The following is a 23773-nucleotide window of genomic DNA, read 5'->3' as shown; positions in this document are numbered from 1 at the left end:
CAACTAATTTTGCCCTATTTGAAAGATTGCCCGTTTAGTAGTGATATTTTTTATTTATTATATTTTTTTTTTAAATCTTTGATCTATTTAATATAAAAAAAGCAATGATTAATCATTGCTTTTTTTATATTATTTGCTTGCTGTCTTAGTAACGTGCAGCTTCTTTTCTTGCATCTTCAATCATATCCTGATTGGCAATTATTCCAAATTCTACACGACGGTTTTTAGCTCTTCCTGCATCTGTATCATTAGAAGCAATTGGATCTGCCTCTCCCATTCCCTGAGCCGTGATTCGTTTCACTCCAATACCTTTGGAACCTAAATAAGATCTTACGGCGTTTGCACGGGTGCGAGACAATTTCAAATTGTATTCATCTTTACCCACACTGTCGGTATAACCGTATAAAGTAATTAAGGTTTTGGGGTTATCAATAAAGACTTTTGCAATTTTGTCTAAGTTTGCTTTTGCAGTTGAAGTTAATTCGGCAGAATCGAAATTAAAGTTTACCGTATTTTCGTTTAAAATCACTTTAATACCTTCTCCTACTCTTTCAACCTGAGCTCCCGGTAAAGCCGTTTCAATTTCTTGGGCTTGTTTATCCATATTTTTTCCAATGACAGCACCGGCAGTTCCTCCAATAACTCCACCTAATACAGCACCTAATGCACTGTTGTTTTTGTTACCGACATTATTTCCTAAAACACCGCCCAAAACTGCTCCTGCCGTAGCTCCAACCACAGCTCCTTTTTGAGTATTGTTTGCATTTTTAACAGAAGAACATCCTGTTAAAAAAGTACCTGCCAACATAGCAGTTGTTAATACATATACATTTAATTTTTTCATAACTTAAATTATTTCCTATTATTATTTATGATTTTTTACAAAAGAGTACACAATGGTAGCTTCTGTTGAATTATCAATCAATTCAAAGGTTTCATCGGTAATGTTTGCAGCGGTTAAATTATAACCTGTGGTTACATGTTTTGCCTTGTCATCACCAATTAATTTTAAATTGAAAGCTCCGTCTTGTTTAATATTCCAAATGATTTTAGAATTATATTGTGGGCAATCGCCACTACCGTTATTTAAAGTAATTGTTCCTGAATTATTGTTTGAAACAAATTTCCATTGGCTGCCTTCAAAACATTTTGCATCTGCAACATGAAACGAAGTTACTTTATATCCCGATGGATATTTCACATCGGTTAATGTCCATTCTCCTTTTAATTTAATTTGAGCGGGCACATCATTTTTAGTGTTGGTAGCTGTTTTACACGAAAACATAGCTACCGATAAAATCCCTATTGCTAAGACCTTTTTCATAATTAATACATTTTATAAATTCAAAATTAACAAATTTTATGCCTTAACATAATTTTTCAACCTTTTTTTTATGTCTTTTTGTCATATTTTTTAGCTGTGGTATTTATTTTGACTATTTTAAAGACGAAATAATTTAAACTAAAATTACAAAATATGACATCAGGTAAAATAAATGTTACAGTAGAAAACATTTTTCCACTTATTAAAAAGTTTTTGTACAGCGATCACGAGATCTTTTTACGTGAATTAATCAGTAATGCTACCGATGCAACATTAAAATTAAAACACTTGACATCTATTGGTGAAGCTTCGGTTGAATACGGAAATCCCAAAATTGAAGTTAAGATCGATAAAGAAAAGAAAACGCTTCACATTATAGACCAAGGTATAGGTATGACCGGTAAAGAAGTTGAAAAATATATTAATCAGGTAGCTTTTTCGGGTGCTGAAGAATTTTTAGAAAAATATAAAGATTCTGCAAAAGATTCCGGAATTATTGGTCATTTTGGTTTAGGATTTTATTCTGCATTTATGGTTGCCAATAAAGTTGAAATCATTACAAAATCTTATAAAGACGAGCCGGCTGTGCACTGGACTTGTGACGGATCTCCGGAATTTACATTAGAACCTGCCAACAAATCAGATCGTGGCACGGAGATTATTTTGCACATAGCCGATGATTCTACAGAATTTTTAGAAGATTATAAAATCAGCGAGTTGTTGACAAAATACAACAAGTTTATGCCTGTTCCCATTAAATTTGGAACAAAAAAAGAAAAAGAAGGCGAAAACGAAATTGAAGTTGACAATATTGTAAACAACCCAAATCCGGCATGGACTAAAAAACCAAGTGATTTAAACAACGACGATTACAAAAAATTTTACCGAGAATTGTATCCCATGCAGTTCGAAGATCCGTTGTTCCACATTCATTTAAATGTTGATCACCCGTTTAATTTAACAGGAATTTTATATTTCCCCAAATTAACTGGCGATTTAAATATTCAGAAAGATAAAATCCAGCTATATCAGAATCAGGTTTTTGTAACCGATAACGTAGAAGGTATTGTTCCTGAATTTTTAACCATGCTGAAAGGTGTAATTGATTCGCCCGACATTCCGTTAAACGTTTCCCGTTCGTACCTTCAGGCTGATGGAAATGTGAAAAAGATTTCAAATTACATCACCCGAAAAGTAGCCGATAAACTAAAATCGTTATTCAACGAAGACCGTGTGGCGTTTGAAGAAAAGTGGAACGATATTAAAATTGTGTTGGAATACGGGATGTTAAGTGAGGATAAATTCTACGAAAAAGCCAAAGATTTTGCACTATATCCAACAGTTGACAATACTTTTTACACGTTTGAAGAACTAAAAGAGAAAACAAAGTTAAACCAAACCGATAAAGACGGAAAAATTGTTTTACTGTACGCTTCAAACAAAGATGCACAGCACAGTTATATTGCAAATGCCAAAGCTAAAGGATACGAAGTTTTGTTGTTAGATTCGCCTATAGTATCACACTTGATTCAAAAGTTAGAAATGGATAATCAGGATGTAACTTTTTCTCGTGTTGATGCAGATTCAATTGATAACTTAATCAAGAAAGACGAAAATATTGTATCAAAATTAAGCGAGACAGAAACCACACAATTAAAAGAAGTAATTGAAAAAACAATTGCCAATAACAGCTATACCGTTCAAACCGAAGCTTTAGACAGCGCAGCCGAACCTTTTATTATTACGCAGCCCGAATTTATGCGTCGTATGAAAGAAATGCAGGCAATGGGCGGAAATACGATGTTTGGAAATTTCCCCGACAGCTATAATTTAATTGTCAACACCAATTCTGAGGTTGCTTCAAAAATTTTAAATGAAAGCAATGACCAAACAAAAAGCAGTTTAATTAAACAAGCTTTAGATTTAGCAAAACTTTCTCAAGGGCTATTAAAAGGCGAAGAATTAACAGCTTTTGTAAAACGCAGTTTTGAGAATATAAAATAACAATCTAAAAAATCCCGAAATAAATTATTTCGGGATTTTTTGCTTTATTTTTAAATCATTTTACAGCTCTATATCGTAATTTTTTAATTTGTTATACAGTGTTTTTCTGTCTATTCCCAGTATTTGTGCTGCTTTTGTTTTGTTGTATTTAGCTTTTTCAAGAGCAATGCGAATTAATTGTTCTTCGTTTTTTGAAGAATATAATTTTAAATCTTCCAGTTGAAAAACATCGTTTGAAAATGCATTTTGAGAGCCGTTCACGGTATCATTATTCTTTAAAACATTTTGCTGAAAAATCTCTGCAGGCAACACATTCTTTTCTATAAGATCTGTTTGAGTTAGCAATACCGCACGTTTAATTATATTACGCATCTCACGCAAGTTTCCCGGCCATTCATAACTTAAGAACACTTCGGTAACTTCATCAGACAATCCTTGTACATTTCGCTCTAATTCTTCGTTTGATTGGGCAATAAAAAAACGGGCAAATTCCAATATGTCTTTTCCTCTTTCGTTTAAGCGAGGTGCCTGAATAGAAAATTCGTTCAGTCTATGATACAGATCTTCTCTGAACTCGCCTTCTCGTACTGCTTTTTGAAGATCTTCGTTTGTAGCAGCAATAATACGTATATCAACATCTATTTCTTTACTGCTTCCCACGGGTTTTACTTTGCGTTCCTGTAAGGCACGTAATAATTGTACCTGTACATCGTACGTTAAATTTCCTACCTCATCTAAAAAAATAGTACCTCCGTTTGCAGCTTCAAAATGTCCAATTTTATCAGTTGTTGCACCTGTAAACGATCCTTTTACGTGACCAAAAAATTCACTGGCAGCCAAATCTTTAGGAATGGCACCACAATCAACAGCTATATAAGGCATGTTTGCACGCTTGCTTAATTTATGAATGGAATAAGCAATGTTTTCCTTACCGGTTCCGCTATCACCTATAATTAAAACGGAAATATTGGTTGGTGCAACAACACTTATAAAGTTATTCAGTTCTTTAGATTTCTCACTTTTTCCTGTGATGAACTCCTCTTTGGAAGCCTCGTTGATTTCAGATGATGATTCTTTTTTCTCAGTCTCTTTTTTATAATTGACAACTGTTGATGTTTTACCGCCTTCTGCTAACGCTTTATTGATGGTATGCACTATTTCGTCTGAATTAATGGGTTTTGCCACATAATCAAACGCTCCCATTTTCATAACATTTACAGCGGTTTTTATATCAGTATAGCCTGTCATTAAAATAACTTGTATGGCAGGGTTTATATCTTTAATAAATTTCAAAATCTCGATTCCGTCACTATCAGGTAAACGTACATCGGTTAAAACAAGGTCAATTTTTTCTTCATTTAAAATAGCTGCAGCTTCTTTAAACGAAAACGCTTTATACACTTCAAACCCTTTTTTAGTAAGAAATGTTTTTATCATCAAGCAGAAAGAAACATCGTCTTCTATTATTAATATTTTCTTCATTTTACTTGCTTCTGTATTATAATGTTTTTAAGGAATCGGAAAGTTACAAAATATTTAATTACCAAATACCTTATTTTATTTTTATATGCTAAATAAACAGCCTTTAATTAAAACGGATAACCTATGGCAATGTTTAACATTAAATTGTCTTTTCGCCACTGTTTGCTTGAAAAGTCGATTTCATTGAAACTCCATCGTTCCCCTTTTTCATAATAAGGGATACGTAACGGAATTGCCAGATCGGTACGCAAGATAAGAATACTAAAATCGAACCGGAATCCGATTCCCGCCCCTACAGCAATTTCTGAAAGAAAATCTTTACTTATTACTCCTCCCGGTCTGTTTTCTTCTTTATTGAAAAGCCAAACATTTCCGGCATCAACAAATAGGCCTAAATTTAAAAAACTTACCAATTTTCTACGGTATTCAATATTTGCTTCTAACTTGATATCGCCAGCCTGATCGTAAAAATAACTGATATTTTCTTCTGCCCGCGGGTCATAGCTTCCTGGTCCTAAAGTTCTTGCTCTGAATGCACGGATACTGTTGCTTCCGCCAACAAAAAATTGTTTAGAAAAAGGCATGTGGATTGAATTTCCGTAAGGATACGCAACGCCACCTATAAAACGGGTGGCAAGCTCTGATTTATCGTCCAGTTTTAGGTAATATCTAAAATCGTGTTCGGTTTTTAGGTACTGACTGTAAGGAACGCCCAATATTGTTTTTTCTTTGCCGTTTTCTGCATTTGCACCTGAAATTAATCCAGTTAAATTAGCAGACAAATCTAATAATCCTTTATAATAAAACGTATGCTTTTTAGGCAGCATGGTATTTGTGTAAACGTACGAATAAACCGGACCGAAGATTAGTTGTTTTTCAACAACTCTACGCTGAGCTTCTGCACTTTTATTGTTTGGATCATTCATATCGGCTTTATACTTATCACTGATGGTTTCGGGGGTTACATAAGTGACCTCCAGAATCTTTAAATCGTGTTCCTTCAATGCGTTTTCTTTCCATAAATACCCAAATGATGCATTAAAGTTATGCAAGGTGTATAACTGTGTACGCTTTTGATACTCGTATCCCAGTTCTACTTTGGTTTTAGGAACAAAAGCACTTGATGAATGAAACCTGAAAGGTGCAATGATTCTTGGCCATGTTAAACTGACCTTGCTACCCACACGATAAATATTGTTTGCATCTTTGCTACCGCCAATCTGAAAATCAATTGCGGTGTAAAGCGTTGCCGAAAAAAGTTCTGCACCTTTTAAAAAATTGCGGTGACGCCAGTTTAAATTCACTTCTCCGCCTACATAACTTGCCGAATTTGATTTGCCTAAGGTTTCCAAACGCAATGATTTAAAATCGTGCGGTGTTAAAAAATAATATACATCAAATTTATTGGCAGTAGAATCGGTTAAAACAAACTGATTTTTTACAAATTTAAACGTTCCTAAATTAACCAATCTGCTTAACGTTAGATTGTGGTTGGTTCTGTTGTATAAATCGCCCGATTTGAAATACAATGCCCGATCGTAAATCTGTGGTCTGAATTTTTCTTTGGGATCGATGATGTATACATTGTCTTTCCACAAAATGGTATCGTTGCCTGACCGGATCAGACTTCTGCTTCGGCGCGAATTACGCAGGTTGTAATCAGAAAAAATATAGACTTTATCAATGGTAAACTGATGGCGTGCCAGCTCAGGTGTGTTTTCTTTTGCTTTTACATTCAGGTTTACTTTGTGTTTTATTTCGGTACTGTCAACCTGAATAATCAGATTATTAGGATCAAAATAATAAAAACCGTTTTCTTTTAACGTAACATCAATACGTTCCCGTTCTTTCTTAATGACATCTAAATTAAAAGGCGCATTTGCTTTTAACAATGTTTTATTGGTGATTTTATTGATCTCTTTTGCCAAAACAGAAGAATCGACCGGAAAAGTAACCTGATTGATCACGTATTGCGTTCGAGGCGAAACATTGTAATCTATTTTTACCTTTTTGTTTTTTGGAAGGGTATCAAAACTGGCACTTATATTAAAATATCCTCTGTTTTCTCCCGTATTTTCAATAAGATCTAAATTAAACGGAATATCCACATCGGATAAATACACCGGTTTTTCGCCCACTTTATATTTTAACCAGTACTTAAACCCTTTTTCTTTTTTAGGTTCGCTGGTTATATTATAAATATACAATTTGGGGCGCAATCCCAAAAAAGTTGCATTTGGTTTGGGCGTCAACGTTTCTTCTAATTCTTTTTTAAGGGTGTTTCTTTGGGTTTTTGATAAAGAGTCATCCATAATTTTAACCGATGCACCCGTGTATAAATAATCTCCTTGGGGAACAAATTTTGTATTGCTGCAACTTACCAAAAACAGTGCTGCAACGGCAAAAAATGCTTTATTTAGTTGTTGTGGTAGTTTGCTCATTTTGTATATTTCTTTGTGTTCTTCTAAATTCGCGGTTACGTTTTCTGCGTCGCCATAATTCTTTAAATTCATTATAATCAAGGGTAATTACAAAACCAACACCGGTTTCAATAATTTGACCTTGTAACGCCAGTTGGTATTCATCTTTCCGATAGGCTCTTAAAACATATCTGCCATCGCGAGATAACATATATTCTGCTTCAAAATTTCCGGCAATATTGGTCGTTTTTTCATTTTCACGCTCGGTTCCTTCCAAGCCAAAATTACTGCCGACGGTGATTTTTAGCCGATCATTTAGAAGTGTTTTAGATACTTGCACATTTAAATCTGTTCGGTTCTCACGGGTTCCGGTTGAATAATCATCGGTTGATTCTAAATCAAAATTCAGTTCAACCCCCTCAATTAAATCGGCAGCCAGATTGTTCAACTGTTCTGACAGCATACGGCTTACACTTTGGCGAGCTACACTTTCTGCGGTCATTCCGGTACTGCTTTCAAATGGGTTTTCACCAATAAAACGATTCAGTAACAACAAAGTAAAAACCTGTTTGTTCATCTCAGAAGGCTCGGTACGCAACTGCGTTAATTTTGAATCGATCATTGAAGTAACATCTGATGAAACGCCCGGATTGTTTCCATCAATTTCAATATCAAACGTAATGATTGGTTTTAACAGTTCGCCCGACATCTTTAATAAGGTGTTAAACGGTATGCGCTGTTTGTAAAGGTTCATGTCTTCGTCACCTTCTACCTGTTGCTGTACCAGATCAAGCGGTGCGGCTTTGGTTTTGTAGATAGCGGTAATATCTACATCGGCAGTCATTGGCTCGCCCGTCCAGGTAATGGTGCTGCCTTCCTGAATTTCAAATTTCCTTTTCAGTAAACTTACCGACATTTCATAAGCTCCCTGATTTACTTCGTATCTACCTACCAGTGTGGTTTTTCCCGATGGATCGATACCACCGGTTAGCTCTGCTTCGCCCTGAAGTTTGATGAAATCGCCATTTGTTTTATCGATAATTATCGAAAGTTTAGCGTCTTTGTCTATTTCAATATTCAGATTGGCATCTAAACCTTTTATGCTTTCTTCTAATTCTTTTGAGGGATCTTTTAAAGTATCTTCTAATGCCAATTGATCCTGGTCAACAAACTCAATAATTCCTTCACGCTCCTGCAATGCCGGACTTGACTGTGGCAGCACAAATGTAAAATCGGTTTTATCGGTTACGGTTATGGATCCGTCAATTTTTGGCAAATCTAAATTTCCTTTAATGCCAATAGCGGCATTAATTGCCATGGTTCCATACATTATCTGATTTTCGGTTTTGGTAGAATTAACTACTTTGAAATTGCGTGCAGAAATATTCATATCAAAATCAAAATCCTTATATGTTTTTGTAAGCACCGCTCCGTTCAGCGTTAATGCGTTTTGATCGGTATCATTGATTTTAAAACGATTGAATTCGATACCGCGTTGGGTAAAGTTTATTTCATCGTTTATATCTGTAAAGGTGCTGTTTAACTGTGTAATACCAAAACCGGCATTGTTAAATTTTAAATTTCCTATGATAGAAGGCACTTCGGTAGTTCCTGAAACTTTTAATTTTCCTGAAATGTATCCTTTTGCTTCTTCTAACTGACCCATAGAAAAACCTTGAATACTTGTCATTTGTAAGGCATTTATAGCAATATCGGCAGTAAAACTACTTTGGGCAGTATTGTAACTTCCTACTAAAGAAAGATTGTTATCAAAACCGCTTAGTTTAACATCGGCATCGTATAAACCGGCTGTTTCATTAGCCACTTTGGCATCTATGGTTCCAATTTCGCTACCAAATACCTTTAAATCTTTTATGTTTAAATTGGCTGTTAAAAGCAAATCGGTTGTTAAATCTTTTAGCTGTGCTTCGCCATTAATGGTTCCTTCGGCAAGAAGTGAATCTTTACGAATGATTTCGGTTAATGACGCTATTTCAAAATCTTTAAACGCAATGTTTAAGGGGGAGGACGGCGTATCGTTTTCTGAATTTACAAGAATTGAACTGTTGTTATTGCTTAACTGTAAATTTTGAGCCACAATACCCGTTGGATGAATAATTAGTTTATTATCAGGTGCTACCGTCCATTCGTCATAATTAAGCACCAAACCGTCTTGTTTCAACGTTAAATCAATTAAACCATTAGCTGTGGCAACGTTTCCGGCAATTTTATACTGTGCTTCACCCTGTTCGTTTTTAACCAGTAAGTTGTAATCAATAACATCATTTGCAATGAATCCTTCTAAAACAATATTCGCCAAACGAAATTGCTCGCTGTCTAACTGATTTAAAGTTAACGAATAATTCAGTTGTTCTTCATCATTACCCACCGAAAGTTTGATGTTATTTAGTTGATACGCGGCATATTCTAACTGCGGCAGGCTACCATAAACCGTAATTTTTCGGGTATCGGCATTGTACGCTCCGTACAGGTTAATGGTTTGAAACGATTTCAATTCGGGTACAAATTTACGTATCAGATCATCGTTTTTAATTTTCCCTCTGAAATCAAAATACTGCGACGGACTAATGTCTGCTTCTACCGTTTCTTTCTGAAAATGATAATATTGGTTGATGGTATTTAGCAACGACGTACTGATTTCTGTGAGCTTGTACTTTCCGGTAATAGACGCATCGACTATTTGTGAATTTAAATTGATGCTGTTAATGGTGTCATTGCTCACGGCATTTAAGCTTATTTCGCTTACCGGATACATTTCTTCGCCATCAGACAACACAAAATCTTGCAATAGTAATTCGCCGTTTAACGCATCGGGATTTACAGAAGAAAAGTCTGCATTTAGCTTACCTGCCAGTGCCATGGGTGTTTCATAAAAGCCCAGTTTGTTTAAATCTACCTTAAAAATGGTGCCTTCGGTTTTAACAGTAGGATTTTCGGCATTGTACACTCCACTTGCTACGATATTGAGTTTGGCATTTTCGTCGTCAGAATTTAAAGTTACATTATAATTGCCGTTATTTAAATCTCCTTTTAAAGCAATGCCGGTGTACGTATAATTATTATACACCGCCTGAGTAACAAAAGCATCTACGGTTGCATTATTTTTTTCGAAATTAAACCCGGTACCTTTTACTTTGGCATTGGCTGTTACAGTACCTATTTGCTCATTCTTAATAAGCTTGCCCACATTAAAAGCCGCTAATGTTGCATTTAAATCATAACGCTCGGCATTTTTAACTTTTTGATTGAACGTTCCTGCTAATCTTGCGTTTCCAAAGGTGGATTGTAAGCCCAAATCGACATACATATCCTGTAATCCTCCCTTAATTTTTCCTGACAAGGATAAATTTTGCGGCACTTCAATAGTTTCAGGGATGGTATTTTTAGGCGCTAAACCGGTAATAAGCTGTTTGTTAGCAGTTAAATCGTTTATTTTTAAATTTAACCATAAATGATCGGTATCCAAAGCATTTTTAATGGTTCCCGCAGCATTTACCTTTAAGTTGCCAATGCCCGAAAGTTTAAATTCCTGCACCAGCAAATCGTTCACCTTACCTTTAACATTGGCAGATAAACTTAAAACCGCATTAGGATATTTGTTAAACGGAATGGTATTTTTTAAATCGGGAGTTAACCATAAAATATCTTTAAAACCTATTTCGGTATCAGGTAAATCTGCTTCAACTGCTACATTGCCTAAGTTTGCCGACAATTCATCAATACTTGTGTACTGCAATTTTAAATTACGCTGCAACAACGTGTTAGGAGTTTTTAAATACAAATCTTGAAGCAGGGTTTCGGTTTCGCCGTATTTGAATTTGGCAGATAATTCTTCCAATACAAATCCGCTGGTTTCAGTAAACATCGCTTTTTTGACTTCACCTGAAATCTCGCTGCCTTTTACCGCTAAATCATTGAATGTGCCTGAAAGTTGTTGAATGTTTAAATGATTGGCATTAAAACCTTTTGTGGTATTGGTACCCGCACCGTTATTAAAAACAACATTTACATTTTGTAAATCGGCGGTTTGCAACAACACTTTCAACGGATTTTCATTAGTTGACAGGCTATCGGTTTCTGCGGTATTAACAGCTTGTGCCGCTTCTGAATCGGGCATTAACAACACATCTACAAATGCATTTTTAAAGGTTAGTTTCTTAATATCAAAGTCCGAATCGGGTAAATTAATCTTTTTTACTTTGGCAGTAAGTTCGTCAAATACCACTTTTGCACGGGTAGCCGAATTTTCATCATTATACAATACATCAAAATCCTGCAGATCTAAGCTATTAATGGCTATTTGCAACGGGCTGTTCTGTGAAAGTGAATCTACCGTTTCTTCTACATTTTCAGCGACTTCTTCTAACAAACCCTGATTAAAAATCAATTTAAATCCTTTAGCATCAATATAATCTACTGCATAATTATTGGTTTCTAAATCAAATGTTTTAACAATGGTTTTTAAATCGGTCAGTTTTAAAGCAATATCATTTTTGCTGGTGGCGTCTTTGTAGGTAACATTTAGATTTTGCAAACGGATTTTATCCAAATCAATCACAAAAGGCTTTGATTCATCGGTATCCTCTTCATCGGTCGCAAAAGCATCAATGATGTAATCGAAATTAAAAGTACTGTCGGTACGTTTTGCTACGTTGGCGGTTAAACCTTCCAAATCAATCGACGTAAACTGTGCGGTGTTATTCAATAATTTAGGCAAGTTTAACCCCACATTCAGGTTATTGACATACAACAGTGTATCTACATCCTGCCCTTGTAAATAAAGCTTTTCTATTTCAATTTTATTAGGAAAATGCACGTAAACACGCTCAAGAGAAACGTTTGTTGTTATTTTTTTTTGTAAATAAGTAATTAGCTTGTCTTTGACAAAGTTTTGAACAGCAGGAAACCGCAACGAAAAAATTGCTGCCAGAACTATAATTAACAAACAAGCTATAGTAATTAAAAGGTATTTAATTACTTTCAGAATTTTCTTTTTCAATTTTTTTTTCTCTTTACTAACAAAACTATTGATAATTAATGGGATTTAAAAGTGTTTTATGACTAATTATTAAGATATTGAAAATGTTTGTTGCCGAACTATTTAAAACACAATCAGCCTGTAGAGATTATAAAAAAACTCCGCATTTGCAGAGCTTTCTTTGTTTAAATTTTATTTTTAGTTGTTATTATTGCAATAATCTTTTAATTGTTTTTAAATTCATACCAAATAGATTTCATCCAGATAAAAAAGCTATCTGTAAAAACAAAAATTAACAGACAGCTCTTTAAAATTTAATGATTAGCGTTTTTCTTCTTCAAGCCTTTCTTTTGCTTTAGAACTTGGAAAATAAATTTGAAAACCTAAGCCCAAACTAATCCTATGTGTATAGCCTATGTTCCCAAAACCGGCATTAGCATCATATTTAACCAAACCTTCTAACGCAACATTCTGCGCCAAGAAATATGCATAACCAGGAGCAAATCCAAAATTCAAACCATTGGATGAAGCTCCTCCTTTTGAGATTGAAGTTCCTCCAATTCCTGCGTTTGCCTCTAAAAACCACCTTCCATGTTTTAGTAAATTATCTACTCCTTTTTCACCCGGAGAAAGGTAATACCTACCCAATGCCCCTACATTATAAATAAAGGTAGTTGGTGCGCCATCAGCACCACTAAATCCCAGATTAACATAACCTCCGACAGCTATATTATCTTTAATAAAATAAGCTGCTTTAGGCTGAATTTGAAAATTATAACCGGCACCTTCATTAAGACCGAACTCGGCTCCAAAAAGGTTTCCTCCTACCATCCAGTTTCCTTCCTGAATTTGTGCGTTTGCAGTTGAAACACCTGCTAATAAAACGACACTAAAAAATAACTTTTTCATACTAATTTTTTTATTTAATTAAAGTGATTAAGCTTTCAATTAAGATTAAGTCAGGAACAACATTTCCTAAACACTGTCAATGTTATTACTTCTATTTAAACAATAAAAGATTGATTTCAGGTTAATGACTGAAAATAATATTAATATAATACCTTCAAGTTTCTTACCTATATCTAAATTATAACATAACGAATTGTTTTTAACATAATTTTTTATTAAAGTTAAACAAAAAAACCATCATTAACCAAGTTTTAAATATTTTTTTTTAGTATTTCTTTATCAAAGTATAAAAATTAATTCCATCCCGTAAATTTAAATAGTACAGGTTCTATGTTGTAAAAAAACCTTTTTACAATTAAAGTAGTATCATCAAATATATTAATCCGGACTGATTACTGTCATAAAACAACAAATAACATTATCACCATATACTATGCCTTATGAGTTATTGAGTGATATTTCTATTTACCATTTTTAAAGCCAAACAATTCGTAATTTCCTTATGCTTCTGTATCTTTTTGTTGATCGATTAACGCTTCTATGGCATGCCACAATTTAACCCGCTGCTTTAATGCATTTTGGGCAACCAATAAAACCTCATTCCATTTTAAAGGATCGTCATCACATAAATAAGAAATCATTTCAAATGCCATTGGTCCGTGTTCGTCGGCATCTAATTCAATGTGTCTTTCAAAGTAATAAACAAGCTCGGACAAATCTGTATCGGGAAATTTTTCGTTCAACCCTTTTAATATTTCGGTGAACATTGCCGGAATAAGATCTTCTCGTCCAAAGGTGAACGCTGCTGCAATTTCATGTGCTTTACCATTTTCAATGACCTGAAAAGTAAAACGTAAAAAGTCTTTTATGTTTTGATGTAACGCACTGTTTTCTATAGCGGTAAACACATCTGTTTCTACTACCGATGCGATAAAATCCTCTATTAATTTGGTACTTGTTCCGCTTTTTGCCATAGCTTTCAGATACATTTCAAAATGACTTAACCTTGTGCCGTCCATAGCAATATCTGACTCTTCTGCCAAAACAATTTCATTAATCAAATACCTTACGTTTGGGTTGGGCGATGCAAACCACGGACTTGTTGTACAGGTAAGCTGCGTTTGTAAAGCTTTTAATAATGACATAAAATCCCACACCGCGTACACATGACCCTGCATAAATAGTTTAAGATCGTTTACTGTTTGAATTTTCTGGTATAAGGAGTGGTTTATCAATTCATTTTTTAATGGTTGAATAGAAGTGTTGATATACGCTATTGATTTCATTTTTAAACTGTCTTATATTTTTTCAAAGATAGTTTGTAAATCGTAAAAAAAGGCATTCTGTTTAATTAATCATTGGACAAGGCGTTTCTCCAGAAAAATACACATTGTAACGTTTCGTTATTTTAGAGTTTGTAAACGATTGGACGACACATTAAAAATAATTGGTGCAAGTTTTATGCAACTACCATAGAATTTAACCAGTTGTCCGCTACCCTTTTATCGCATCCAGTTTATAAAACAGTTAGTCTTATAACAAAAGAAAGATTATTGTTACGTATTCAGAAATCAATTGTTTGAAATTTCCAGTTCCACGTATCGATCAAAGTCAGCTGGTTTAATCGCATTGGCAAATCTGTAATGATTTTCAAAACTAAATTTGCCATCATACTTCCCACAATTCCCGGTAACGGACCCAGTACTCCAAGTCTGTCGCAATCGGGAAGATCTTCATCAAAAGGAGGTTCCGGAAAAATAGCTCTTAAATTTTTACTTCCATTATAATTAAAAATCGCAACCTGCCCGGAAAAACCAAGAATGCTGCCGTAAACCAGAGGTTTTCCAAGTTTTACACAAACATCATTAACTAAATACCTTGTCTTAAAATTATCAGAGCCATCCACGACGACATCAAATTGAGAAATTAGTTCTTTGGCATTTAACGCATCTATTTTTTGTTCAATGGAAATGAATTGAACCTGATGATTCAGATTTTTTACAAATTCTTCTGCACTTTTTACTTTAGAAATCCCAAGCGAATTTTCGTTATGAATGGTCTGTCTGTTCAAATTATGCAGTTCAACCTCATCAAAATCAGCAACGCCTAACGTTCCTACTCCGGCTGCTGCTAAATACTGAATTACAGGACTTCCTAAACCTCCGGCTCCAATCACCAGTACTTTAGCATTCATGATTTTTCGCTGACCTGCCAAACTGATTTCTTCAATAAAAATCTGCCGGCTGTATCTTTTAAATATGTCGTCGTTATTCATGAGTCGTAATTTAAAATCCATTGTAAACAGCATCCCAATCTTTCATCACGGGGTCGTAACCTGCTTTTTTAATAATATTTTTAATTTCTTCCATACTTCTTTCATCACTGGTTTCAAATTGTTCCAAAGATGCTTTATCTACTGCATAACCGCCCGGATTTGTTTTAGAAGCGGCACTCATTGCCGTTGCTCCTAATGAAATAATATTGTTTCGGAATGTTTCATTTTCCCGGGTTGAAACAGAAATTTCCAGATCTTCATTCCAGATTCTGTAAGCACAGATTAACTGCAGTAAATCTCTGTCAGACATGATAAAATTGGGTTCAATAATTCCTTCGGCAGGTCGAAGCCTTGGAAACGAAACCGAATACCTGCTTTTCCAATATTGTTTTTGAAGGTAATCGATATGAAGAGCGTTGAAAAAACTATCCACTCGCCAGTCTTCCAAACCCAGTAAAATACCCAAACCCATTTTATGAATTCCTGCCTGCCCGATTCTGTCAGGTGTTTCCAAACGAAAATTGAAATTTGATTTCTTTCCTTTCGGATGATATTCTTTATATACTTCCTGATGGTAGGTTTCCTGATACACCAAAACAGCATTTACTCCCGCATTGTGAAGCTGTTGATATTCTTCTTCTGATAAGGGCTGGACTTCAATTGAAATATTTGCAAAATAGGGTTTTAGCAAACGAACGGCATTCAAAAAATAATCTATTCCGACTGTTTTATTGGCTTCACCACTTACCAGCAACACATGGTTCACTCCCATTGATTTCAAAACCGTAGCTTCAATCATCAATTCTGTATCAGTCAGCGTTTTTCTTCTAATGGCATTATCCAAACTAAAACCGCAGTAAGTACAGATATTCTGACATTCATTGCTCAAATACAACGGCGCATACAACTGAATGGTTTTTCCGAAACGTTTTTGGGTAAGCTGTTGTGTCATTTTCGCCATCAACTCAAGCTTTTGAGCGGCAACAGGTGAAAGAAAATTCAGAAAATCTTCTATTGTTTTATTCTTTTTCTGAAGACTGTTTTCTACATCAGATAAAGTAACTTTTTCAAGTTTTGCCTTTATCTCATCCCATTGATATTTTTCAAAAAAATCTTTAAAGCTTTTCATGTATGGGTATTTATTGTTTTAAACGTTATATGGAATCGCCTTATCTACAATTAGTCTTTGTTTGTAAAATGCGTCAATGGCGATTTCATAAAATAAGGTTAATCAAACAAGAAAGAAGTCAGCGGACTTGATGCTTTCGCATGATTTCCAATTGCTCCCAAACCTGCTTCAAAAGCTCTTCTGCCGGCAATTACACCTTTTTTAAAAGCCCGTGCCATTTCAACAGGATTTCCTGCAACCGCAATCGCTGTATTTACCAAAACTGCATCAGCACCCATTTCCATTGCTTTTGCAGCATCGGAAGGAGCTCCAATTCCGGCATCGACCACAACAGGAACGTTACTCTGGCTGATAATTATTTCTAAAAAATCAACAGTTCTTAATCCTTTATTTGTTCCAATCGGTGCTCCCAAAGGCATTACCACTGCTGTTCCGGCATCTTCCAGACGTTTGCACAAAACCGGATCGGCATGAATATATGGCATTACGATAAATCCTAATTTTGCCAGTTCTTCTGTGGCGTAAAGCGTTTCAATAGGGTCGGGCAGCAAATATTTCGGGTCGGGGTGAATTTCCAGTTTTATCCAATTGGTTTCCAAAGCTTCTCTTGCCAATTGTGCCGCTAAAACTGCTTCTTTGGCTGTTCGTGCTCCTGAAGTGTTCGGTAAAAGGTGAGATTTTGTGGGTTTTAAAGCATTCAATAAATCATCTTCTGAAGATTGAGAATCGATTCTTTTTAACGCCATCGTCACCATTTCACTTCCCGAAGCGATGATGGAATCGGTCATTTCTAAAAGATTTCCGAATTTTCCTGTTCCTAAAAACAGTCTTGATTCAAAGGTTCTGTCTGCTATTATTAATGGTTGATTTCTCATTGCATTGCTGTTTTAAATTCGTTGATCATAGAAGGCTGATTCGTAATTTGTCCTGAAACTGCCACTCCGTAAATTCCGATTTGCTGTAATAACTCAATATCATTCACAACCACTCCGCCAATGGCAAATATTTTCGGAATTTCTAATGATTTTCCTTTTAAATTTTGAATGATTTTTTCATATCCTTCAAAACCTAAAATCGGACTTAATTGTTCTTTGGTCGCAGTAAACCGTAATGGACCCAAACCTATATAATCACAAGGCTCTTTCATTCGTTGAAGAACATCCGAAATGGTGTTCGCCGTGCCACCAATGATTTTATTTTCGCCTAAAATATTTCGTGCAGTTTCAATAGAAGTATCTTTTAATCCTAAGTGAACGCCATCGGCATCAATATCTTTTGCAATCTGAACATGATCGTTAATGATACAAACCGTTTTATGGTCTGCACATAATTTTTTTGAAATTTCGCAAAGTTTGATGAATTCATTTTCAGGAGCATTTTTCCAGCGAACCTGAATCCATTTTATTCCGTTCTCAAGGGCTTTTCGAATGTTTAACTCCTGATCTTCTATGGTAAATCCCTGAGATATGTATTGTAATTTTTCCATTATTTAATCTGAATGAAACCCCAGTAAAGCAGGATTACTTGTTAAAAATTTTTCAATGTATAATTTTCCGTTCCGGCAAGCATTTTCTACATTTTCTCCTTTCACTAAATAACTTGCAATCGCAGAGGAAAGCACACAACCAGAACCGTGTTTCGGATAATAGACAGAAGTTTCGTCAGTTGGCTGAATTGAGATTTCTCTTCCTTTTTCAATTAAAATATCTGTTCCGATTTTGTCTTCCCGATGTCCTCCTTTTATCAATACCGAACAAGAATTTTCTGATTTTTCAAAAAGCTGAGCTTCTTGTAAAACCTTGTATTCATTGTAGTTTGGAGTGATTAAATCAACTTGTTTTAAAACATTTTTCAACTCAGAAATTGTGTTCAGATCAAAAAAAGAAAACTCAGAAGTGCTTTTCAATACCGGATCCCAAATTATTTTTGCTGTCGGATTAATAGATTTAATCGTTTTTACAATTTCGGTTAAAAATGCTGCATCTTTCACCACGCCTATTTTCACCACTTCAACAGGATACTTTTTCATTAAGACATCAATTGTTGACAGAATTATATTTAAAGACTGCCATTCCAGACTCAAACACATAGATTCTGTTTGCAAAGTCATTGCCGTACAAACTCCCAATCCCTGAACCTTTAATTGCTCCATAGTTTTAATATCTGCCAACAAACCTGCTCCTCCGCTGGGATCATAGCCGGCAATGCTTATTGCGAAAGGACGTTCTGTCTGCATTTTTTGAAAACGTTTAAAGGTTCATTACTTTCCCAAATTGCGCCTGATAAAGCCACCCCGTCTATTTCACTTTCGAAAATTTCGTTGATATTTTTTTCATTAATTCCTCCCAGAGCAATCAGTTTTATATTTGAATTGTTTCGTTTTTTTATATCAGTTAACACCGTTGAATTTTCTCCGTATCCTTTTTTGGAAATACTTGGAAAAGCCGGACTAATAAAAGCATATTCCCATTCTTCATTTAATTCATTGAAAGTTTCAATGTTATGAACAGAGGTAGAAATTATTTGATCTGTAAAAGATTTAAACAAATTATTTTGTCTGTCAGCTTCTTTGAAATGAAATCTTGAGATGTCGAAATCTTTAGCCAAATCGTAATGACTGTGTAAAACCAATTGATGATGAAATTCAGAATCTATTTTTTGAATAAAATTTGCCAATTCTTCTGAATTAATGAATGGTTTTCTGATATGGAGCAAATCCAATCCTTCCTGAAATAGTTCATTGATAATTTCAGTTTCGTTTGGAACAATTTCTTCCGGAGTGATTACGATGATCATATATAAATTTCTTTGCCTTTTTCAATGAATTCCTGCGATTTGTCGAACATTCCTTTTTCGGCGGATTCACGGATTTCCTGTGTGATTTTCATAGAACAGAATTTTGGTCCGCACATCGAACAAAAATGTGCAATCTTTGCTCCGTCTGCCGGAAGTGTTTCATCGTGATACGATCGTGCTGTTTCCGGATCAAGCGAAAGATTGAACTGATCTTCCCAACGGAATTCAAATCTGGCTTTACTTAAAGCATTATCCCTGTATTGTGCTCCCGGATGCCCTTTCGCCAAGTCTGCCGCATGAGCAGCCAGTTTGTAGGTAATAACCCCTACTTTTACATCTTCTTTATTAGGTAACCCTAAATGTTCTTTCGGCGTTACATAACACAACATGGCACAACCGAACCAGCCAATCATTGCGGCACCAATTCCAGAAGTAATGTGATCATAACCTGGTGCAATATCCGTGGTCAATGGCCCCAAAGTATAAAAAGGCGCTTCATGGCATTCTTCCAATTGCTTGTCCATATTTTCTTTAATCATGTGCATCGGCACGTGTCCCGGCCCTTCAATCATTACCTGAACGTTGTGTTTCCAGGCAATTTTTGTCAGTTCACCTAACGTTTCCAGCTCTGCAAACTGTGCTTCGTCATTCGCATCGGCAATTGAGCCCGGACGAAGACCGTCTCCTAAAGAAAAAGCCACATCATATTTTTTCATGATTTCGCAGATTTCCTCAAAATGCGTGTACAAAAAGTTTTCTTTGTGATGGTACAGGCACCATTTTGCCATGATAGAACCTCCTCTGGAAACAATTCCCGTCACACGTTTTGCTGTCAAATGAATGTACCTCAACAAAACTCCCGCGTGAATCGTAAAATAGGAAACTCCTTGTTCTGCCTGCTCGATCAACGTATCTTTGAAAATTTCCCAGGTAAGATCTTCTGCAACTCCCTTTACTTTTTCCAACGCCTGATAAATGGGAACGGTACCAATGGGAACCGGACTGTTTCTGATAATCCATTCTCTGGTTTCGTGGATATTTTTTCCGGTTGATAAGTCCATGATCGTGTCTGCTCCCCATCGGCAAGCCCAGACTGCTTTTTCTACCTCTTCTTCAATGCTCGATGAAACCGCACTGTTTCCAATATTGGCATTAATTTTAACCAAAAAGTTTCGCCCGATAATCATCGGCTCACTTTCAGGGTGATTGATGTTGTTCGGAATGATTGCTCTCCCTGCTGCAATTTCGTCTCTTACAAATTCGGGGGTGATTTTGTTTTTCGGAGTTCTTGCTCCGAAACTGTTTCCCTGATGTTGAAAAGCCATATCCTTTGAAACAGAATCTAACTGCTCGATTCGTTGATTTTCCCGGATGGCAATATATTCCATTTCAGGCGTGATGATTCCCTGCTTTGCATAGTATAACTGGGTCACTTCCTGACCTTCTTTCGCCACTTTTGGTTTGTGATTGTAAGAAAAACGTAATTCATCCAGTTTTGAATCGGCAAGACGGGCTTTTCCGTATTCTGAGGTTATTCCGTCAAGAATTTCCACATCGTTTCTATCTAAAATCCATTGTTCACGGATTCTTGGCAGCCCTTTTTCGATATTAATTTCAGAATTTTCGTCTGTGTAAGGACCCGATGTATCGTACACTGTAACGGGTGGATTATGTTCTAAAGTTCCGTTGGATAATTTTGTCGGACTTAGTTCTATTTCCCGCATCGCTACATTGATTGGGTGAATTTTCCCTTCAACATAGATTTTTTTTGAGTTCGGAAACGGCGAACGGGTGATCTTTTGAGCCATATAATGATTGTTTTTTTATGAAAATTAACCGCCCTGAGTAGCAGTGATAATTAAAATTGAATCTTTGTTGCTGAGAAATGTTTCCGCCCAGAAAGACTGCGGAATAATGCGATTGTTGAGTGCCATGGCAATACCTTTGCGTTTGTGGGGTATTTCAATAGCAAGTAATGCTTCCAGTGTTTCGGGAAGTACATCAAAAGTTCTGAGTGTGTGATTGATTGTGAGCTCCATTCCTAAAATTTTTAAATACACTTTAGGAATGCCCATCATTGTACAAATAGAATGTACAGCAAAGTCATTGCACTTTTCCCTACGCTGGTATGATCCAGATCAGGTTCAAAGGGTAAAATCTCAGCCTGTTTTGTGAACAGACACCCCTAAAGTTCTATGCAAATATAGATTTTTTTTATAAATCTACCAGAAGTTTCATTAGATTTAATTAACTAATTACCCGTAATACATTATAGAATGCCCACAGATGCACAGATTTTTTTCATTACTCAAAACAAGCATAAAAATTATTCAAAATCTGTAAAAATTAAATTATTAGTCACTTAAATCCAAGTGACTGAACTTTTGGATGTTTAATCATACCGCCTACATACACGAACAAATCAGGAAAGTGTTCTTTAAAAACGGCTTCTTTTTCAAAAAACAATTCCATTAAAACCGAAACCAACTCCAACCGGTCAGTGAACGCATAAGCACGTAAAAAATCCATCTGACGGATCTTTGCCTTATGCTGGGGAACCTGCATCCATTCAAGAATCAAACGGAATCCTTTTCTAAAACGACCGGCATCGGGATGTCTGGCATCAGTCTGCAACATTTCAAAACTCAAAGCATGGGTAAATTCATGCAACGCCAGATCTTTTCCATCCTGATTATAATAAATATCGTGTTCAAATTCATCTAACGCCAGCATAACAGCTTTCATTCCTGGATTAAAATGTCCGGTATGGGTTTCATCTAAATGCGGAAAATACTGTGCGGTGGGGTACACCAGAATTTTATCAAAAGTGTTGATTAAATAATGCTTATAGCCCAAGGTAAGCTTTACATAACTTGCTGCAATTGTGACTTTATGCGCATTGGTCAAGGATACATTTTCTTTAGCTACAAACGCATACTGTTTTAGAAAATTTAAAATCCGATTGCTAAAATTAAGCTTAAACTTATGAGGCAGCTGGTTAAAAAGAGGGAAAACCTTTGCAATAGCATCCGCAAACTGATAAATTATCTGTTCGGGAGCCAGTTTTAATTGAAAATTCCCTTTCGGTGCATTTAAATGATAGCGGTCATAAAACAGTCGGGGACCAATGAAAAACATATTTTTTTGATCAAGATACTAAAAAACTGTGGTAAATAAAAATACAATTGCTTTGAAATGGCTAAAAGAACAGTTTGTGAAATACTACCTAAAAAGCTTGTTTTGTTTTATCTTTAAAATTATTTTACTTATTTGTCGCAATAATGACAAATGAACAGCTATTGCGATAGCTCCCGGACATTTTCTAAACCGTTCATAAAAAAACGACCGAAGTTCATCGGTCGCTTTTTTTATTTTGAGGATACTCCTCTTTCTTTATTCGTGACTATGTCCGTAAAATTGTCAATACATCAATCCAAAGAGCCACAACGGGATTCTATTGCCAAAGCCTGTTTCGGTATTGTCTGTTACTACAAAACTGTCTTTAATATTTTTTATCTGGTCAAAACGTTTGTTTACTCCCCCAACCTCAAAAGTATATTTGTCATTGACCACAAAATCGCCTTGTTGCGATGTACGCAAATGATGCAGGGCTTTGATTTGATTGGCAAAAAATGTTTCTCTGAGATTTCCTTCATTTACTCCGGACAGTGACAAAGCGTATTGTAAATTCGTATTGTCGAGATAGACTTTATCGGGTTTATTCATCAGGCTTATTCCTTTTTTGGAAGATAAAAGATTGATGGTCAATCCTGCCTTTTGTAAATAATCAAGATAGCGAACGGTATTGGCTCTGTTGGTTTCAATTTCTGCACTCAATTTGGCAATATTAGGCGAAAAAGGAACTAAAGAAGCAATAATCATCAGCATTTTTTTGATTTTATAAACGGTATTATATTCGATGTTTTCTACTGCGGGCAAGTCGTTTTCCAAAATGGTATTCACTACATTTTGCAATCTTATCGGATAGACTTTCAGCCCTTCTTTATAAAACGGATAATAACCATACTCTAAATATTTTTTAAATTCGGGCAATATCTTGATTTGAGCAACAATACTACCGGAAATATCCTGATGATTTCGGAGAATTTCTTCTAATATAACAGGTTCCAGGTTCAAATCATTTTCAAAATTGAGAAACTCCCGAAACGAAAGTCCTTGCAAGTTATATGTTACGGCTCTGCGGGATAAATCAGCATTAGAATTATATATTTCCAAACACTACTAACCGACTAACTTTTCAAAATTAAGGAGCTTCCCATTGTGGTTAGCTCCTTTTTTCATATTTTGGTTTTACGACAAATCAAAAATATGAGCAATAAAGATACAGAAAAGAAATTAGTCGGTCAGCCGATTTTCAAACAAATCATCAATTTTATTCCAAAAGATAAATTTGATATGCTTGTCTACAAGCATA

Annotated in this window: 18 protein-coding genes and 1 riboswitch; of the genes, 1 reads left to right on the top strand and 17 read right to left on the bottom strand. The window is 35.4% G+C overall.

The genetic code is table 11. The features are described from left to right. Positions 1-145: 145 nt before the first annotated feature. Together BLW20_RS11950 and BLW20_RS11945 are read right to left on the bottom strand one after the other, a co-directional pair. Positions 146-844 (bottom strand): YiaD family glycine zipper/OmpA-like lipoprotein, encoded by a 699-nt coding sequence (locus BLW20_RS11950; protein ID WP_091101319.1) that lies wholly within the window; start codon positions 842-844, stop codon positions 146-148. A gap of 21 nt (positions 845-865) precedes the next feature. After that, positions 866-1324: a lipocalin family protein gene (locus tag BLW20_RS11945; protein ID WP_091101316.1), complete on the bottom strand. Its 459-nt coding sequence runs from the start codon at positions 1322-1324 to the stop codon at positions 866-868. A 153-nt stretch (positions 1325-1477) separates the two neighbouring features. On the opposite strand from BLW20_RS11945, the gene htpG reads away from it, so the two are divergent. Beyond that, complete coding sequence (gene htpG, locus BLW20_RS11940) at positions 1478-3328, top strand: molecular chaperone HtpG (protein WP_091101314.1); 1851 nt, start codon at positions 1478-1480, stop codon at positions 3326-3328. Between the two features lie 60 nt (positions 3329-3388). Here the strand turns inward: htpG and BLW20_RS11935 are convergent, their stop codons facing one another. The 15 genes from BLW20_RS11935 to BLW20_RS11865 all read right to left on the bottom strand — a co-directional run bounded on the left by BLW20_RS11935 (position 3389) and on the right by BLW20_RS11865 (position 23574). Then, entirely contained in the window at positions 3389-4810 is a 1422-nt protein-coding gene (locus tag BLW20_RS11935; RefSeq protein ID WP_091101309.1) for a sigma-54-dependent transcriptional regulator, read from the bottom strand. A 107-nt stretch (positions 4811-4917) separates the two neighbouring features. Beyond that, positions 4918-7251, bottom strand: a complete 2334-nt coding sequence (gene tamL / locus BLW20_RS11930; protein ID WP_091101332.1) for a translocation and assembly module lipoprotein TamL — start codon at positions 7249-7251, stop codon at positions 4918-4920. After that, a complete protein-coding gene (locus BLW20_RS11925) occupies positions 7223-12250 on the bottom strand; it encodes a translocation/assembly module TamB domain-containing protein (RefSeq protein ID WP_177165087.1) in 5028 nt (1675 codons plus the stop codon). Before BLW20_RS11925 ends, tamL begins: the two co-directional genes overlap by 29 nt. 300 nt (positions 12251-12550) lie before the next feature. Continuing rightward, complete coding sequence (locus BLW20_RS11920; protein ID WP_091101302.1) at positions 12551-13138, bottom strand: hypothetical protein; 588 nt, start codon at positions 13136-13138, stop codon at positions 12551-12553. A gap of 500 nt (positions 13139-13638) precedes the next feature. Then, positions 13639-14424, bottom strand: a complete 786-nt coding sequence (locus BLW20_RS11915; protein WP_091101299.1) for a DUF3050 domain-containing protein — start codon at positions 14422-14424, stop codon at positions 13639-13641. 278 nt (positions 14425-14702) lie between these two features. Further along, positions 14703-15413 carry a HesA/MoeB/ThiF family protein gene (locus BLW20_RS11910; RefSeq protein ID WP_091101328.1) on the bottom strand — a complete coding sequence of 237 codons (711 nt, stop codon included), beginning with the start codon at positions 15411-15413 and terminating at the stop codon, positions 14703-14705. Positions 15414-15423: 10 nt separating this feature from the next. Then, the gene (gene thiH, locus BLW20_RS11905) at positions 15424-16542 is read right to left on the bottom strand and encodes a 2-iminoacetate synthase ThiH (protein ID WP_091101295.1); all 1119 of its coding nucleotides are present in this window, start codon (positions 16540-16542) and stop codon (positions 15424-15426) included. Between the two features lie 98 nt (positions 16543-16640). After that, a complete protein-coding gene (locus BLW20_RS11900) occupies positions 16641-17417 on the bottom strand; it encodes a thiazole synthase (RefSeq protein ID WP_091101291.1) in 777 nt (258 codons plus the stop codon). Further along, positions 17414-18028, bottom strand: a complete 615-nt coding sequence (locus BLW20_RS11895; RefSeq protein ID WP_091101288.1) for a thiamine phosphate synthase — start codon at positions 18026-18028, stop codon at positions 17414-17416. The genes BLW20_RS11900 and BLW20_RS11895 overlap by 4 nt, the downstream gene beginning before the upstream one ends. 3 nt (positions 18029-18031) lie before the next feature. Beyond that, the gene (locus BLW20_RS11890; RefSeq protein WP_091101284.1) at positions 18032-18778 is read right to left on the bottom strand and encodes a hydroxymethylpyrimidine/phosphomethylpyrimidine kinase; all 747 of its coding nucleotides are present in this window, start codon (positions 18776-18778) and stop codon (positions 18032-18034) included. Further along, the gene (locus BLW20_RS11885; protein ID WP_091101281.1) at positions 18751-19338 is read right to left on the bottom strand and encodes a thiamine phosphate synthase; all 588 of its coding nucleotides are present in this window, start codon (positions 19336-19338) and stop codon (positions 18751-18753) included. The genes BLW20_RS11890 and BLW20_RS11885 overlap by 28 nt, the downstream gene beginning before the upstream one ends. Then, positions 19335-21146, bottom strand: a complete 1812-nt coding sequence (gene thiC, locus BLW20_RS11880) for a phosphomethylpyrimidine synthase ThiC (protein ID WP_091101278.1) — start codon at positions 21144-21146, stop codon at positions 19335-19337. The genes BLW20_RS11885 and thiC overlap by 4 nt, the downstream gene beginning before the upstream one ends. 24 nt (positions 21147-21170) lie before the next feature. Then, entirely contained in the window at positions 21171-21416 is a 246-nt protein-coding gene (gene thiS, locus BLW20_RS11875) for a sulfur carrier protein ThiS (RefSeq protein WP_317039289.1), read from the bottom strand. 20 nt (positions 21417-21436) lie between these two features. Further along, positions 21437-21535: riboswitch (TPP riboswitch) on the bottom strand. Positions 21536-21696: 161 nt separating this feature from the next. Further along, positions 21697-22476 carry a zinc-dependent peptidase gene (locus BLW20_RS11870; RefSeq protein WP_091101273.1) on the bottom strand — a complete coding sequence of 260 codons (780 nt, stop codon included), beginning with the start codon at positions 22474-22476 and terminating at the stop codon, positions 21697-21699. Between the two features lie 282 nt (positions 22477-22758). Beyond that, positions 22759-23574, bottom strand: a complete 816-nt coding sequence (locus BLW20_RS11865) for an ATP-binding protein (protein WP_091101270.1) — start codon at positions 23572-23574, stop codon at positions 22759-22761. Positions 23575-23773: the final 199 nt, after the last annotated feature.

It is taken from the genome of Paenimyroides marinum (assembly GCF_900108395.1).
GTDB classification, from domain to species: domain Bacteria; phylum Bacteroidota; class Bacteroidia; order Flavobacteriales; family Flavobacteriaceae; genus Flavobacterium; species Flavobacterium marinum.
This window is presented reverse-complemented; position numbering and strand designations above follow the sequence as displayed.